Origin of the sequence: Enterococcus sp. AZ015 (assembly GCF_050499225.1) — a bacterium.
GTDB classification, from domain to species: Bacteria; Bacillota; Bacilli; order Lactobacillales; family Enterococcaceae; genus Enterococcus_D; species Enterococcus_D entomosocium.
Genome location: NZ_JBMHEX010000001.1, coordinates 341,014 through 357,063, shown reverse-complemented (window position 1 = coordinate 357,063; position 16,050 = coordinate 341,014). Strand labels below are relative to the sequence as shown.

General features: G+C 42.0%; 13 protein-coding genes. 1 reads left to right on the top strand and 12 read right to left on the bottom strand.

Annotated features, from left to right (window positions below; all coding sequences use genetic code 11):
• Positions 1-922: 922 nt before the first annotated feature.
• Positions 923-1,312 carry a hypothetical protein gene (locus tag IGK85_RS01710; RefSeq protein WP_035006360.1) on the bottom strand — a complete coding sequence of 130 codons (390 nt, stop codon included), beginning with the start codon at positions 1,310-1,312 and terminating at the stop codon, positions 923-925.
• A 465-nt stretch (positions 1,313-1,777) separates the two neighbouring features.
• Between IGK85_RS01710 and IGK85_RS01705 the strand changes: the two genes are divergently transcribed.
• The gene (locus IGK85_RS01705) at positions 1,778-2,671 is read left to right on the top strand and encodes a hypothetical protein (RefSeq protein WP_008376269.1); all 894 of its coding nucleotides are present in this window, start codon (positions 1,778-1,780) and stop codon (positions 2,669-2,671) included.
• Between the two features lie 24 nt (positions 2,672-2,695).
• On the opposite strand, the gene IGK85_RS01700 is transcribed toward IGK85_RS01705, so the two are convergent.
• The 11 genes from IGK85_RS01700 to IGK85_RS01650 all read right to left on the bottom strand — a co-directional run bounded on the left by IGK85_RS01700 (position 2,696) and on the right by IGK85_RS01650 (position 15,984).
• Entirely contained in the window at positions 2,696-2,953 is a 258-nt protein-coding gene (locus IGK85_RS01700; RefSeq protein ID WP_008376271.1) for a hypothetical protein, read from the bottom strand.
• 457 nt (positions 2,954-3,410) lie between these two features.
• A complete protein-coding gene (locus IGK85_RS01695; protein ID WP_005227180.1) occupies positions 3,411-4,370 on the bottom strand; it encodes a LacI family DNA-binding transcriptional regulator in 960 nt (319 codons plus the stop codon).
• 13 nt (positions 4,371-4,383) lie between these two features.
• The gene (locus tag IGK85_RS01690; RefSeq protein ID WP_008376273.1) at positions 4,384-7,674 is read right to left on the bottom strand and encodes a GH36-type glycosyl hydrolase domain-containing protein; all 3,291 of its coding nucleotides are present in this window, start codon (positions 7,672-7,674) and stop codon (positions 4,384-4,386) included.
• A gap of 15 nt (positions 7,675-7,689) precedes the next feature.
• Complete coding sequence (locus IGK85_RS01685) at positions 7,690-9,840, bottom strand: glycoside hydrolase family 3 N-terminal domain-containing protein (protein WP_008376275.1); 2,151 nt, start codon at positions 9,838-9,840, stop codon at positions 7,690-7,692.
• Positions 9,841-9,846: 6 nt separating this feature from the next.
• Positions 9,847-10,626: an endonuclease/exonuclease/phosphatase family protein gene (locus IGK85_RS01680; protein WP_008376277.1), complete on the bottom strand. Its 780-nt coding sequence runs from the start codon at positions 10,624-10,626 to the stop codon at positions 9,847-9,849.
• Positions 10,623-11,537 carry an acetylxylan esterase gene (locus IGK85_RS01675; protein WP_008376278.1) on the bottom strand — a complete coding sequence of 305 codons (915 nt, stop codon included), beginning with the start codon at positions 11,535-11,537 and terminating at the stop codon, positions 10,623-10,625. The genes IGK85_RS01680 and IGK85_RS01675 overlap by 4 nt, the downstream gene beginning before the upstream one ends.
• On the bottom strand, positions 11,530-12,132 hold the full coding sequence (locus tag IGK85_RS01670; RefSeq protein WP_008376280.1) for a DUF624 domain-containing protein: 603 nt from the start codon (positions 12,130-12,132) through the stop codon (positions 11,530-11,532). Before IGK85_RS01670 ends, IGK85_RS01675 begins: the two co-directional genes overlap by 8 nt.
• A gap of 13 nt (positions 12,133-12,145) precedes the next feature.
• Positions 12,146-12,289: a hypothetical protein gene (locus IGK85_RS01665; protein ID WP_429972127.1), complete on the bottom strand. Its 144-nt coding sequence runs from the start codon at positions 12,287-12,289 to the stop codon at positions 12,146-12,148.
• A 274-nt stretch (positions 12,290-12,563) separates the two neighbouring features.
• Complete coding sequence (locus tag IGK85_RS01660; RefSeq protein ID WP_008376282.1) at positions 12,564-14,165, bottom strand: sugar ABC transporter substrate-binding protein; 1,602 nt, start codon at positions 14,163-14,165, stop codon at positions 12,564-12,566.
• Between the two features lie 14 nt (positions 14,166-14,179).
• On the bottom strand, positions 14,180-15,061 hold the full coding sequence (locus IGK85_RS01655) for a carbohydrate ABC transporter permease (RefSeq protein ID WP_005227173.1): 882 nt from the start codon (positions 15,059-15,061) through the stop codon (positions 14,180-14,182).
• Between the two features lie 11 nt (positions 15,062-15,072).
• Entirely contained in the window at positions 15,073-15,984 is a 912-nt protein-coding gene (locus IGK85_RS01650; RefSeq protein ID WP_005232388.1) for an ABC transporter permease, read from the bottom strand.
• Between the last annotated feature and the right edge of the window lie 66 nt (positions 15,985-16,050).

Sequence of the window (16,050 nt, the reverse complement as noted above, 5' to 3'; positions counted from 1 at the left end):
TCTTCCATTCAAAATTATGATTATAATTGTTTTTTCATAATTCCAATTTTTGTAACTTCCACATCTTACAGCTATTAACTACTCATCAATTAAAAAAAGCTCAAATTATCAAGATGAATCATCGACTCTTTTCAAAAAAATGCTTTTCTCTTTCATAAATCATACAAAAAACGAGGGATAAATCAACACTATAAATTAAATTAAGATGAGAAAAATAAATAGAAAGTTAAAATATTTGACAAAAACTAATGTTCCAAAGGTCTTTTATATAAGCCAAAAATAGTAAGTTAAAAGAACGCTTCCCGTCTTCTCTCCGTAGTTAATGATAATGTTATAATCAAAAAATGAATAAAAAACGTTATTTAAAAATTTCAGCACACATAAAATAACAAAATAAAAAATATTATTTTTTTTATAAATCACTGATTTCGATAAAATAAGTAAAGTTATTTTTGAAATAACGCAAAAAAGAGACTGTGACAAAAGCCCATAAAAGAAAGCCGCAAGAAAGGCTCTATAATTTATGGGACTGATGAGTCAAAATTGATTCTTCAGCCTCATTTTCATTTTCGGTATTAAAAAACATATCGTTCTCTAATATGATTAAATCACGACAAAATAAACAAACTAAGAGGACGATAAGTGGTATGAATGATTCTATCAAATATGAATACAAAACAAGGAAAGTAATATTCAAAAAAATCTGAGCTAGAATGAGTTTCATCCTGCTCAGATTTATCTTTTTGCATATTAGCCTCTATTGAAAATAGCTATTATTCTCCAATGACTTGTGCGTATACATCGTTGCAAGATGTTGCCTCTCCATTAGCAAATGATACTGAATAGATGATGCCTCGGCTTCATTTGTTGCAGTAAAGTTTGTTGCTCTTATTGTAATTCCATCAAGTTCCTTTTCCATAATCTAATCTGGTGGAATTGATGTATAATTCGCAATAAATGAATCAATTTTTTCACTTAGATCTGATACTTTTGGAGAATCAATTGATGATGTCGTTTCTGATGAATGAGTTTCATTAAGCAAAGAACTGCAAGAAGTTTCTGTTTCACTTGCTATTAGACTTTGTGAGGTTGACTCTTCGGTTTTGTTATACGAATCTTCAAAGGATGTTTTATGTAGTTTTACATTATTCAAAAAACCATCTATAGCTACAAAGTACTCAATTGATTCTTCATCATCATTCAGGAAAAATGTCATATTGTTTTTATACTTAAATTTTATTAATTCGGGAAAAATATTTTTTAGCTCATCATCAGACACTTCAATATAAAATCCATTTCCAGACTTTTTCACTGTGTAAGGAAAACCAGGTGAATTATAATCATCATTTCCATAATCGATTATTTTTTTCTTTATCTATTCTAAAAGAAAACTCTCCTTCCCCTCGTTAGCAACACCATACCAATCACCATAGAAGTCTTTAGCTGGATCTACAGATAGAAAATAGCCCCCTACAAATCCAATTATAACCAACAAGATAAACCCTAATATTTTTATACTTTTTTCATAAACCCCCTATTATGTTCCTTTTTTAATAATACAGTATAACGAATATTATGCATTGAAAATCAAGTTTGTGCCCCAAAGAACGAAGATTTACTTGCATATTATCGTATTCAACTTTGTTCAATTTTACATCCTTTCCTACGTATTACAAAATTTTTAGGATATAAATATAAATTAAAATGATTTTTATATATTATAGTATGGTATATTAAGTTTGTTAGTAAAATAATAATTAAAAAGGAGATTAAAACAATGAAGAAGTTTTTAATTAGTGTAGTGTTTGGTATATCAGTTTTAAGTTTTGGTCAAATAAATGGTTATGCAGATGAGAATGGTTTTGAGATAGATGAAACTAATCAATCATTAATTAATGAGGCAATATCCAATGAAGAGTCCAATAGAGATTATATTGATGGTGTAATTAGAATGTTTGAAGATTCTGATAGTGCTGACGAGTTCAACGCATCTTTAAATGAGAGTTTAACAGTTTTAAATTCCTATGATGCCGAACAAGATGCATTGTTGGAAGAGTATAAAGCGGACGTTGCCGAATCAGTTGATCCTTTTTATGTTGAACCAAAGTCTAAGATAGGTGCTAGATCATCGGTAACTCCTGCAAATCCAGTTTATGCGGCTGCAATTGCTGCATACAATAAAGGTATATCAATGGTTAAGAAAAAAGGTCACAATCAGACTGCTGCTTATATGAAGCACGCCATTATTTCTGCTGAGAATTACTATTGGAATCCAACATGGAAGCCTTCGACATATGTTAATAAAAACGATAGCTGGGCAAAGACTGTAGACGGCGAGGAGTTAATGACCGCTTATTATTCTAGACTTAAAAAAGAAGCATTTTCTACAGGTAAAAAATCTGGTTCTTTCTCAGGAAGTTATACATTTCTAAGCGGCCAACTTCACACAGCATTACGTGGAGTTAGTTACACAGTAACTTATAAGAAACAAGCCAATGGAAATTATTGGACTCAAGTAAAGGTTACGGATATATTTGATTTCAAATGGGAGCTAAATGGTTATGATGGCAACTTCGAGGTGGGATTTGGAAACAATTATTGTTATGCAATGCAAAGAGCAGGCTTTATCATTCCTTATAAAATCGAAGTGATCCACGAAGTTTCTAGATAGTATAAAAAGAGATGAGCTCTACGCTTATCTCTTTTTGTTTAAGATATATATAATGGATTTTACTAGTGCACCCAAGAAAAGTATCAGGGCTAATACCTTAAAAACTACACCAAGTTCCCAGTTGATTGATCCTTCTCTTAAAAGCTCCTGTTTTTGGGATTTGCTTAGTCCTTCAACGCTTACAGGAATCCAATTTACACTTAAATAGACACCTATAAGTAGCGAAATCATTGAATATATATATAGGATTCTTATTTTTAAACCTTTTAAAAAGTTAATCATCTTAGCACTCCTTTGCAAACTATTATATCAGAAAGCTAACTTTAAATAATTATCGCTAATATAATTTAATAATTTGTGAGTACTTTTTATAAGAGGTTACTTTTGCCCGACCACTTGGTTATGTTAGCTATTTTAATATTCCTAATTTTATCATAGCCAACCTTATTACCACCAACATATATTTCTAGTTCATCATGCCCCTTAAATATGGCCAACTATATTAGGAAAGTAATTTCCATCTCGATCATGCGCTTCAATTTAGATAGCTACTGATTTGTTCTTGAGTGTTGCCTGATTTAAAGTTTCGGCGATCTCATTAACATCCATCTGGAACTTTTGAATTGGTTTACTTCTTTCAATAGTTCTTTCTCCATCAATTGCTTTGGTATGTTCTGTAAGATAAAATCCTCCCCATTTCACCATTCCTTTTTCAACTATTTTTCCTTTAATGGATCAATTAAATAAATGATCCACCATCCACAAAAGTGGTATAAATATGCTCGTCCGCCACTGGTTCCCCTTGGATCGATTGTACGATTTTCTCAGCTGCAACCATCCCCCATCGATGTTTCGAATAGGAGATCGTCGCTAAGCGCGGCTGCACAAAAGCGCCTAATTCCGTGTTATCAAACCCGATGATGCGGATCTCTTTTCCGATGCGATAGTCGGTCTCGCGGACATATTTGTAGACACCGATCGCCATTTCATCATTGAAGGCAAAGATATCAATGGGAAACTGGGGATCATTTGCTAAGAGCTGTTTTGCCGCTCGATAACCAGAAGGTTCCGTGAAGTCACCAGGAATGACTTCATAAGGAATACCAAAGCGCGTCAATTCTTTCGTACTGGCTTCCAAGCGCTCCCGACTGTCGTAGCCTTTTTCTGGCCCTGCTAAGAGGAAGACTTTTTGGCTTTGTCCAGCGATCAAGCGATCGATCGCCAGCGCCGCCCCTCCTTTATTGTCCAACAAGACTTGATGGATATTTTCATGAGACAAGACACGGTCTAACACGACGATTTGATGCCCTCGTTGGGCGTATTGCTCGATTTCCTTTGCTGGAAACGTCCAATCCAAAATGATGGCACCGTCCACCATCCGCTCAGGAATAAACAAGTGTGATTTCTTGCCGCTGCAGACGATCATTTCATAGCCGAAAAGTTCCAACCCTTTCTTGATGCCATCTAGCAATTCCCCATAAAAACTTCCGGCATAATCGGCGAGATAAACACCGATGATGTTGGTTTGTCTGCGTTTCAGTGTGCGAGCAGCCATGTTCGGAACATAGTTCAATTCGTTTGCGATCGCTTGAATCCGCGCACGGGTTTCCTCGGTCACTTTTGGACTGCCATTCAATGCATACGAAACGGTGGATATGGAGACACCCGCTTTTTGGGCAATATCTTTGATTCCTACCATGGCTTCTCCTTTCTTAACGATAGATATCGATCGTATTGGTTTGGTTTTCGTTTAATTTGGCGCAAAGCGCTGCTTTCTTCAGGACAAACGCACCTTGGCGGTAGCGATTTTCCGCAAACCCAGTGGACATTTCTTCGCCGTTGATCAATATTTTCGGCGTACTTGACGAATGATAGACGATTTCGACCGGCCGATCATAGAGTCGATACGTCAGTGTCAATCCTGCTAATTCCGCTGGCAAGACGGGATCAAGTTCAACGTGATCAACAAAGGTCCGAATGCCTAACACATTGCTGATCAACTGATTCATATAGATCCCCGGTCCACTAGAATAGATGCGCCAGCCGCCTTTGACGCCGACTGCTGCCTCCTTAAGTTTACCAAAATTTTCTTGGGCTTCAACCCTTGTTTTGAAATCGCCATCAGAACTGCTGAAATACGCATTTGCTTGACGGATCTCCGCGTTTTCGACCCGTTGAGCGATCTGGATCGGATTGATGACCCCAAGCGCTTGCCAAGTCTCTTCTTCTCGGCCTAATTTCGCCATCGCTTCGGTAAAGCGGATGTGGGCATGAACGTACTGCAAACCGATTTCTCGTCCAAAGTTGGCTGCTTGTTCTGCTCGCTTGAAATTGGTGCTGACACCACCCGCATAAGTCGCTGGATGATTCATCAAGCGCACCCCATCTGGAAATTGCAAATGCTCCTTGATGATCGCCACATGATGCTCGGCTTGTTCGGGAGATAACAGCTCCCCGATCATGCTTTGCTGCATCGGCAACAAGCGGTATTGGATACCGGTTTTCTTGTCAGTCGGATGGACCATCAGTTCCACGTGCTCGCTATCTTCCATATAGACAAATCCTGGCAAAGTCCCATCAGCTAACATGTATTTTTCAAAGTCATGTTTGATTCCCGCAGATAGTTCCGTTAGATGTTTGGCATACTCTGGGTCAACTGACTGCAACTGGCTGGCTAATTTTTTCAATACTTCATAGGTCAAGGCAACGGTCCAACTGCTGGCCATTTGTTTCTTCAACTTGCTGTTATTTGGCTGCAAGGTGTCATCCCAATCGCCATCACCATAACAAGACAGGTACGTTCCTTCCAAGAAGTTCGCTTCGATATACGCCACTTCTTTTTTCAAATGATCAAACAAAGAAGCTTTGGTCTTGGTTTTCAAGAAGGTTGCGCGATCCGTATAAGGCAATTCTTTTTCCAAAATCGCAAAATCTTTGGTTTTTTCGAGATAGTCACTAACGACTTTCATTGGCCAGACGATCACATCTCCGTGGCTCTCATCGGCTTTTTGTTTCTCATAGCGATCAAACATAAACCATTGTGGCCAGTTGCCGTCATCTGCAAATTGATTTTCAAACAAATGCTCGATGATGGACGCCACCATCTCAGGACGATTAAGTGCTAAGAAATACTCAGTCGGTCCTTGGGAAACGTCTCGAGTCCCCCAAGCAGCACCACCGTACTGTTCAAGACCATGAGGAGACAAGTAATGAACAAGCATATTGTGGGTGTACCAACGTGCCAAGTGATTGAAGGATGCGACATCCGCCTGCGAATGTTTCAATTCAAACTGATTCAACAAATCATCGACAAAGGCCGTATAGGCAGTGTCTTCTTGCTGGCGATCTAACGTTTCGGAAACAAAGGGTTCACCAGTCAGTGTGCCTTGGATCACGAAGGAAACCGTCGCCTGTTCTGCAAAGGTCAATACGGTCGTGCTATCGTCGGCTGCCACATTGAAAATCGTTTCATCGGTCAGTTCAAAAGGTTGTGCTACATGGAGATAATACGTCAATTCTGGATAAGTTTCCGCAATCGGTGAATCCGCTGATCCTTTGATGGTGAGCAATTGCTGGTCTTGCGTAATGGTAACAGTCGGTACCGCTTCATCGATCCCCATCACAAATTGATTAGTGATGGCCCAGGTGTAAGCACGACCTTGTTCACTAGTGATGGTGGTTGCAATCGTGCGTCCATTTGCTTTCGTGAAGGTCGTTACTTGAATGACATCATCCGCTGTTTTGTAGTACCACGTCGCCGAATTCAAGCCCATTTCAAAGGCAGATGGCATCGTTAAAATCCGCCATTGATCGCCGTCTTTCAGATAGATCCGCTGACCGGAACGTTTGAAAAGATTCAATGAGTTACGGCTATTGCTCAACAATTTGTTCATGTTCGTATTGCCTAATACGATTTGGGAGTTAAACATCCCCGTCATGTAAACAGTCGTGCTCAAAATGGGTTGATCGACGATCAACTCTTGTCCGCTCATCAAAATATGCCCATGGGAGCGTTCCATCTGCCCTTCCTTTTCTTTCAACACGACATGGTGATAATCAGGGGTAAAAAAGGAATAAAGCTGTTGGTCAACGATTTCCACTGCTTCTTGCTGAGGAAATCGCTTGTTGATTTCTTCTGTGGTAAATGTAAGCCCTGTGAGCGGTCGACCGAAGTTTTTTCGAGCCTGCGCCGTTGCCTGCAACGAGTCAAAGGACAAGGCTTGATACGTTTCTTTCAACGTTTCAAGTGCAAACTGCGGTTCATTGACTGCCGTCGCTTGATTGGCTTTGACCGCTGCGTAAAAAACGATTTCCGTAGGTGTCTCACTTATTGTCAACCATTGCGTTTGCAGTGCCGTATAGGCAAATTCGTATTGATACACTTCATTGGCTAATGTCTCTTGGCTGAGTGCAGCTGGTTGATTCGTTTCTTTGTAGCTGCGACCGAAAAATTGATAGCCATCCGTCGAAAAGCCTTTTAAGGCTTGGAAGCTGCCCTGTTCCACCAATGGAAATTGACCATTTTGTGGTTGATTTTGGCGAGAAGATAGCACGATTCGATCCTTATGATGGCTAACATGATGGTCGATATATTGCGAAACATAGGCTTCATTAGATTGAACAGCACCTTTGGCTGCGTTACCAAGATCTTGTCCGTAAACCAATTCCGCTTCCCCAGAACCACTCAATTGAACTCGCCAGAACCAGCAATCTTGTGCCAATTGGAAATCTACTTGGTAACTGATAGACTGGTACGTTCCAGTCCAAGTCAGCTGTTTGTCTGAGTAAGCAAAGGCACTGTCAGCATTTGAGCCGATCAAGGGAATGAAGTGCCATTCCCCCGCTTCACGCAGTCGTAGATAGATTTGATTCAAACTGCCATCTAGCGCATTCCCATTCAATTGATTGATCATCACATCGTGACTTTGGATCTCATATAAATCACCGTTTGGTAAAAACGTCACGGTCGTATTTTCATTATTCATCACTATTTTTTTCGTCATAGAAACCTTCCTATCTTACCTAACTAATTGCAGGGTTGTTTGTTGGGTGTCTCGGCTGTTCCCACCAATCATGATGTGGAATTTCCCTGGATCACTGCTTGCTTGTTGGTTGCTGTGAACATAGCGCAGCAGTTCTTCCGTGATCTCAAATTGAACGGTGGCTGATTCGCCAGCTTCTAGCCAAATTTTCTTAAAGCCTTTCAGTTCTTTCACTGGGCGAACCACTTCACCGACTAAATCGCGAATGTAGCATTGGACCGTTTCCCAGACCGCTGCTGTTCCTTGGTTCGTAACAGTGATGGATGCCGTGACTGTTTGATCTTTGGTCATGGTCGGCTGATCCAACGTCACCGTAGAATACGCAACTGGGCTATAGCTCAAGCCGAAGCCAAATGGATATTTGGCATAATTGGAGACATCCAAATATTTTGAGACATATTTTTCATCCGGTGCACTTTCATATGGACGACCGGTATTGTCAACGTTGTAATACACTGGGACTTGTCCAACGGTTTCCGGGAATGACATACTCAAGCGGCCGCTTGGATTGTATTCTCCCCACAAGATCTGAGCAAGTGCGTTTCCGCCTTCGGTTCCAGGGAACCAAGCCTCGACGATCGCTTTGGCTGCATCAACCCCTTGCAAGTCAAGAGGACGACCGTTATAAAGGGTTACGATCAATTGCTCGTTGTATTCTTTCAAGGTTTCAACCAAGGACAATTGGGCTTGCGGCAATCGAATGTCGCTGCGACTGGCAGCTTCACCGCTCATCCATTCTTGCTCTCCTAGCGCTAAGACAACTTTATCCGCTTCTTTCACTAATTCGATCGCTTCTTGGATCGCTGCTTCAGACGGTGCAAAATAATCAAAGGGCTCTTGACCGATTAACAGATCCGCACCCAAGGCTTGAGCACCCGCCACTAATGTCACCACTTCTTCTTGTTTCCCTTGCCAAGACCAAGCACCTAATAGATCACGGGAGTGAGCACCCGGCCCTACGATCGCCACTTTTTCGGTTTTCTGCAACGGCAGGACACCTTCATTTTTCAACAACACCATTGATTTCTTTGCGATATCGCTGGCGATCTCTCGGTGTTCTTGAGACAGAACAATGGCTGCTTCAGCGGCTTCATCAGCGCCGCGGTATGGATTTTCAAATAGACCTAGTTCATTTTTCAAGGTCAAGATTCTTAGCACGGCTTCATCGACTAAGGCTTCCTCAACGGTGCCTTCTGCGATCAGCTCTTTCAAGTTATCAGTGTAGCAAGTCGTCATCATCTCGATATCGACCCCAGCTTTGATGGCTAATTCAGCGGCGTGTTTTTCATCTTCCGCTGCGCCATGAGCGATCACTTCTTTGATTGCTGCCCAGTCAGAGATCACAACGCCTTCAAACCCGAATTCTTCTCGCAAAACATCGCGGAAAAGCCAGCGATTGGCTGTTGCTGGAATACCGTCCACCGTATTGAAGGAGGTCATCACCAGTTTGGCACCGGCATCAAGGGCCGCTTTATAGCCCGGTAAATAACTTTCTCGCAGTTGGCGTTCTGACATATTGACCGTGTTGTAATCGCGACCGCCGATAGCCGCACCGTAAGCCGCAAAATGTTTGACACACGCAGCCACGCGGTTGAAATCCGTTCGCAGATTATCCCCTTGATAGCCTTTGACAAAGGCTTCAGCGAAGCGACTGTTCAAGTAAGGATCTTCCCCCGTCGATTCCATGACACGGCCCCAACGTGGGTCTCTTACTAAGTCCACCATCGGTGAAAAGGTCACATGCAAGCCAGAAACAGCCGCTTCTTTGGCAGATACTTCCGCCATCTTCTCCGCTGCTGCCAAATCCCATGAACTACCTAATCCTAATGGAATCGGAAAAATCGTCCGAAAGCCGTGAATGATGTCCGCCATCAATATCGTCGGGATATTCAAGCGGTTATTTTCGATATACTCTTTTTGGACGCGGATCGCTTCTTTTGCACCAGAAACACCTAGCGTTGTTCCCGCATTGTTGATGTTCTCTTGTGTCAGTCCTAAGTCGCCCATTGGGCCGGTTTTCTCTTCTGCTTTATCTGAATAAAAAGCCGCTGCCAGTTGCAGCAACTGATCGATTTTTTCATCTAAGGTCATTTCTGAAAGTAGTTCGGTTAATTTCTGCTGTTCCATTTTTATTCATCCTTTGCTTTCTTCAAATTGGACTTCTGCTTCTAAAGGGAAATGATCGGAAGGAAAACGACGATCACAAGAATCCGTTAGACAGGCGGTTTTGACCACCGTGAAGCCTTTCGTATAGATATAATCAATTTCTTCTAGTTCTTGCCATGGTAACGTATAAATAAAATTTTGATAGGAGCCTTTGGGTCCGTGATGAGGCTTTTGTCCGTGTTCTTTGGCATTTCGAAAATGCTGCTCTAAGTACCGATGCACCCGCTCGGTTGGCTCCGCATTCAAGTCGCCCATCAGCAATACAGGATAGCGTTCGATCTGATCTGCCAGCTGCTCAAAGATCACTTTCATCCCTTCAAAACGAGCCATTTCTGAAATATTATCTAAATGGGTCGTGATGACAAGAAACGGCGGATTCTTTTTTTCCTGTAAGACAGCCCAAACACATAAGCGTGAATAGGCAGCTTCTGGATGAATACTTGGTTCAGTCGGTGTCAATGACAACCAAAACGAACCTGAAGCTAATAACTCGAAAGCCTCTTTTTGATAATACAGTCCGATGCCTTCGCCTAAGCCATCACCATCTCGTTCAGCCGTGACGGAAGCATACTGCGCTAACTTTGCTAAATCTGCAAATTGGCTGGGACGAGCTTCTTGGATCGCCAGAACATCCCAGTCGTAGTAATCGATCAAGGAGCAAACCGCCTCCGATCGATAGTGCCATTGCCATTCTTGGTCATAGTCGGTATCGACTCGTAGATTGTAGGTTGCTACTTTCATCTTCATTCATTTCCTTTGAGTAATTTTTTGATTTGCTGCATTTCACGACGGATTTGTTTCGCTTCGCCGCCGCCATGCCCTTTATTTAAGTAAATACGCAATTCTTTCGGTCCAGGAATCTTTTTATAGGAAACGAAGAAATCTTCCATGGGACAGATCGGATCAGCACTGCCGACCGATGTATAAACAGGACCAGTTATCTGATGAGCAAAATACTTCAAATCAAAATAACTCATGACTTGATAGATCGTTTCCCGCATTTCTGGAAATTGTTCGATATACTCTTGAATCACATGGTAACTTCCTGTTTTTTGTTCGATCCGATGGACAAGATTGGAGTGGCTTGGCACATCAGCAAACGTCGCAAAAATCGGGACGTTCGTTAATGCGTTGACCAATAAGGCGATGCCGCCTCCTTGCGAGCCGCCTCTTAAAATAATCCGCTGCGGATCGATTTCCGGTATCTGTTGAAGGACTTCTAGTGTGCGCAAACTATCTGCGACCAATCGCTTCATATAAAAATCTTCTTTTTTCAAGATGCCGCGTCCAAAAGGTGCTTCATGCTGCGTGGTTTCATAGGGAACCTGATCTTGCGTGCGTCCCCCTTGTCCGCGATTGTCGATGACAAGACAGCCGCAGCCGATCAGTAACCAATGAGCGAATTGGAACGGTTCTTGCACATGATTCATATAGCCTAAAAAATCAATCACGATTGGACAATCTGCCGCTTGTTCTGGCAGCAGCAGATGCCCATAGATCGTTTCATTACCAAGACTTTGAAAAGAAATCGTAAAACAATCGATCCCTTTTAGCAAAGGTGTTTGTTTGGTTCTTTCAAAGGCTAGCGGAAGGGCGTCAAGTTCTTGTTGGACCGAAGCCCAAAAACAGGATCGATCAGTTGCGGTCGATTCAGTCATTTGCCTCTCCCCCCTTCGCTAATACTTTATTGAAAAACAACACCTGTACAAAGGCTGAGCCTGAAATGCCTAAACAAACAAATAAGAATAGGTTTACTTTGCTGCACAATACAAAAACAATGATTGGGATCACCAGTAAAATGATCGCATTCGCCGTACTGCTAAGAACCGCATACGCCGTTTCTTTCGCTGTTTCTTGCAATGATTGCGCAAACAAACTGTACAAGAGAACGAACACGACGAGATACAGCGCAGCCAAGCTGACGAGAATCACGGCTAAAACGCCAAAGTAAGGTGTAAGCATCATCAAGGAATAGATCAAACCGGCAAAGACTGCGACATACGCCATAACAAGACCTTCTAAGAAGAGACCACGTTTGAGGTTGCTTAAGAATGCTTGCTTGTATCGTTGCCAAATCGGGACATCTCGTTCCTTGTACAATTGATCGATCGTCTGATACAGCGCGATCAATGCTGGCCCTGCGAGAATCAGCGTCATTGCTGGAATCATAAAGAGAAAACTAACAATGATCATATCTGCTAGAAAAGCAAAGACCCGATAGTACCATCCTTCATAAGAAAATAGTCGATTCATTATGATCCTCCAATCAAAACTTGCTGATTTGTGCTGCGGGTGCTGCGTAAACCTGTTTCTTGCCTTCTTGTGATTTTGGGTCGTTTCTCAACGTATGGGTTTCTGGGTTGCAGGTCTCACTACGTGAGCCAATCGCAGTGCTTCTTTGTATGGACACTACGCTCCCTGCAGTCGCCTAGTACTTTTCATCATCTGCTCGTCTCCGCTTTCGCTTCGCCTACAGTTGCACTAAGTAAAACACACTAAGTGCAGCTTGCATGTCTCACTACGTGAGCCAATCGCAGTGATTCTTTGTATGGACACTACGCTCCCTGCGGTCGCCTAGTACTTTTCATCATCTGCTCTGTCTCACTACGTGAGCCAATCGCAGTGATTCAAAGTAAAGGGAGAGGAAAGGTCTTTTTTTGGCTTCCTTTCCTCTCCTATGGGGGTTATTCTAGTCGTTCGCGGTTTTCGGCCATTTTTTCAGTTTTAATGTCTTTGATTGCGTCCCAGTTGTTTGAATCTAAGAAGCTTTCAAAGTCGGTTAGTGTGCTGTCAAATGTTCCTTCATCTTTTGAACGAATCAATGAGATGATCGTGCTGTTGATTTTGGTTTTGATGGCTGTGTTTGAACGTGCTTCTGCAGTTCCGGCATCTGGATCCGTATTTTCGATCACAAAGTGTGGATACAATTTGCCTTCGCCCCATTCTTGCATTTGAGTCAACGCATTTTCGGTTTTGACTTTCAGTGCATTGACACGGTCGTTGTTAAAGTAGTTGAAACGGCTGATACCATATTTTTTGTTGTAGCCTTCGTTGTCGGTTTGTTCCATTTCTTTGATTTCTGGCAAGTAATCGATTTTGCCTTCATCGTTGTATTCATACGTCACGCCTTCAACACCGAATTTTGTCAAAATTTGTCCTGGTTCATCGATCAAGTACGTGAAGAGTTGAGTTACTTTTGCTGGATCCGCCGCATCTTTTGTGATGTAGTTGATCAACCAGCCAGAGATTCCTGTTTGGTTCAAGGTTGCTTCACGACCAGAAGTGCTGGCAGGTCCGTCGATTGCGATGTAACGCGTGTCAGAGTTTTTCATGAATTCGGTGAAGTTCCCACCTTGTCCGCTCGTTCCTGCTACTAAGATCGTTGCATAGTCCCCTTGTTTTACTTTTTCATCATAGGTTGGACCGTCATCGGTAAAGCTGTCATCACTGATGTTGCCGTCACGATACACTTGATTAAAGGTTTTCAACCATGAGATATATTCTTCATCTAAGTTACGATCGTAGAAAGCACCATCTTCATCTTCTAACGGAACACCTAAGAAGTCTTGCAATTTATCTAAGAATGGTCCTGCTGTTTCGCCGATCGTTGTGAAGCCCATCGGTGTCAAATCAGGGAATTTCTCGCTGATTTCTTTCATGACTTTCACATAGTTTTCTGGAGTTGAAACATCTGGTTTGCCCAATGCTTCATAGACATCTTCACGGATCACAAAGTTATCGTTGACGGGAATATTGCCGCTTTCGTAGTCCGCTGCTGTGTTGGAATAGTTTGGATAGCCATAAGTTTTGCCATCATCTAAAGCAAACCATTTGAAGGTATCTTCGGTCACGACATTCATCAAATACGGATCGTATTGTTCCGCTAAATCGTTTAATGAGTATGCCCAGCTATCAGCTTTTGTGGCTGCTTGACTGGTTTTATCCATCAACGTCACGATATCAGGCATATCACCACTTGAAATCAAAGCATTTAATTTCGAATCATCACCTGAAATAAATTCAATATCAATGTTCAAATCTTTTTTGATTTGGGCTGTCGTCACATCTTCACCAAATGGCAAAGCTGTCCAGTCTGAATTGATGTACCATGTGATCTTGGTTGGTTCTTCTTTGGTATCGAGTTTCCATGCTGGTGTCTTTTCATCTAACTCATACCGATCTTTGATAGAAAAATCCGAACTGCTGGCATTGTCTGAGCTGCCGCCACATGCTGCTAAGCTAAGTAATGCTGATGCTGCCAATAAACCGCCTACTACTTTTTTCATGTCTATCCCTCTTTCTATTCTTTTACTGCACCGGCCATCATACCGCCGATAAAGTGTTTTTGAAGCAATGGATATATAATTAAAATTGGCACTGTCGTGATGACGATCGTAGCCAACTGAACCCCACGGGTCGTTGCTTGGACGATAAAGTCGGTACTACCGCTTTCAGTCATCGTACTCAAGTTGGATTGGACGATGATTTCATAAATCTTCATTTGCAGCGGATAAAGATACTCTTTTGTGATATACAGTTTTGTTGTCATAAAATCGTTCCATTGGCCAACCCCGTTGAACAAGATGATGGTTGCCAATGCCGGTTTCGTTAATGGTAAGAAGATTTTATAAAAGATTTGGAATTCACTTGCACCGTCGATCTTCGCCGATTCTTCGAGTGAAGGCGGAATCTCACGGAAAAAGTTCATTAAAATCACGACATCATAATAGCTGAACAAAGCTGGAATAATGTAGACCCAGAAAGAATCCAGTAATCCTAGCGAGCGAATCAGCAAGTACGTTGGAATCATCCCACCACTGAAGTACATGGTGATGACCCCCATCGTTGTATAAATGTTGCGGCCAACCAAGCGTGATTTACTCAATCCGTAAGCCACGATCGCACAAAACAAGGTATGGGTTGCAGCCCCAAGAACCGTTTTTAACACTGAGATCAAGAAGGCACGGGGGATACTTGCGTCGGAAAAAACTTTCCGATAGTTTTCCCAGGTAAAGCCTTTGGGCCATAACACGAGGCCGTTGCCCGCTAATCCAGAACTAGAAGACACGGAGGAAACCAAGATATTCCAAATCGGTACAATGATCATTAACGAGAATAAAATCAAGATCACGGTATTGAAGAAGTAAAACCACGTGTTTTCTTTTGCTTTTCTTTTGATCATGTTTTTTCCTCCTATAAGATAACTGAATTGCCGTTGTTCAACTTGCGGGTCACTCGATCCGTGATCACCAATAAGATGACGGAAATGACCGCGATCCCCAAGCCGACAGCAGTTGCATAAGAGAAATCACCTTGCGTCAACCCCATTTTATAAACAAAGGAGTTGATAACTTCTGAACGGTTTTGGTTCTGTGAATTCATCAAAACTAATGTTTGATCTAGGTTTGACCCTAAGATACCGCTCACATTCAGAATCAAGTTTAAGGAGATGATCGGTGTCAGTAATGGCAATGTGATCGAACGAATCTGTCTTAGCTTGCTGGCACCATCGATTCGTGCGGCTTCATAAAACGTTGGATCGATCCGCGACATACCTGCCAAGTAAAGAATCGTTCCCCAGCCGACTTCTTTCCATAGATCAGAAAGGACCGCGATCCACCAATATTTGCTTGGATCCAATAGATGATTGACCCCTTTGTCCATCAATCCTACGGACATCAACACTTGGTTGATAAAGCCGTTCGTTGACAGCCAAGAGATCATCATCCCACCTAGCACGATCCATGAGAAAAAATGGGGAATGTATGAAACCGTTTGAATAAATTTCTTCAAGCGGCCATCTTGCATTTCAAAAATCATAATGGCTAACACAATCGGGATCGCAAAACCTAATCCTAATTTCAATAAGCTGATGGCTAACGTATTTCTAACTGCTTCCCAGAAAAAACTGTCATTCATAATGATACGGAAATTCTCTAACCCAACCCATGGTGCTGATGAAATCGTGTCAATCACCGTATAGTTTTTGAAAGCGATTATAATTCCGTAGATCGGAATATAATTAAATACGATCATAAATGCCACGCCGGGAAAAACCATCCAGTGAAGCTGCCGTTGACTATAAAACTTTTGCAGTTTACTCATACACAAAATCTCCTTCTTTCTATCCTCGCAACACTACGTATATCTCCACACCTTGGTGAAACGTTT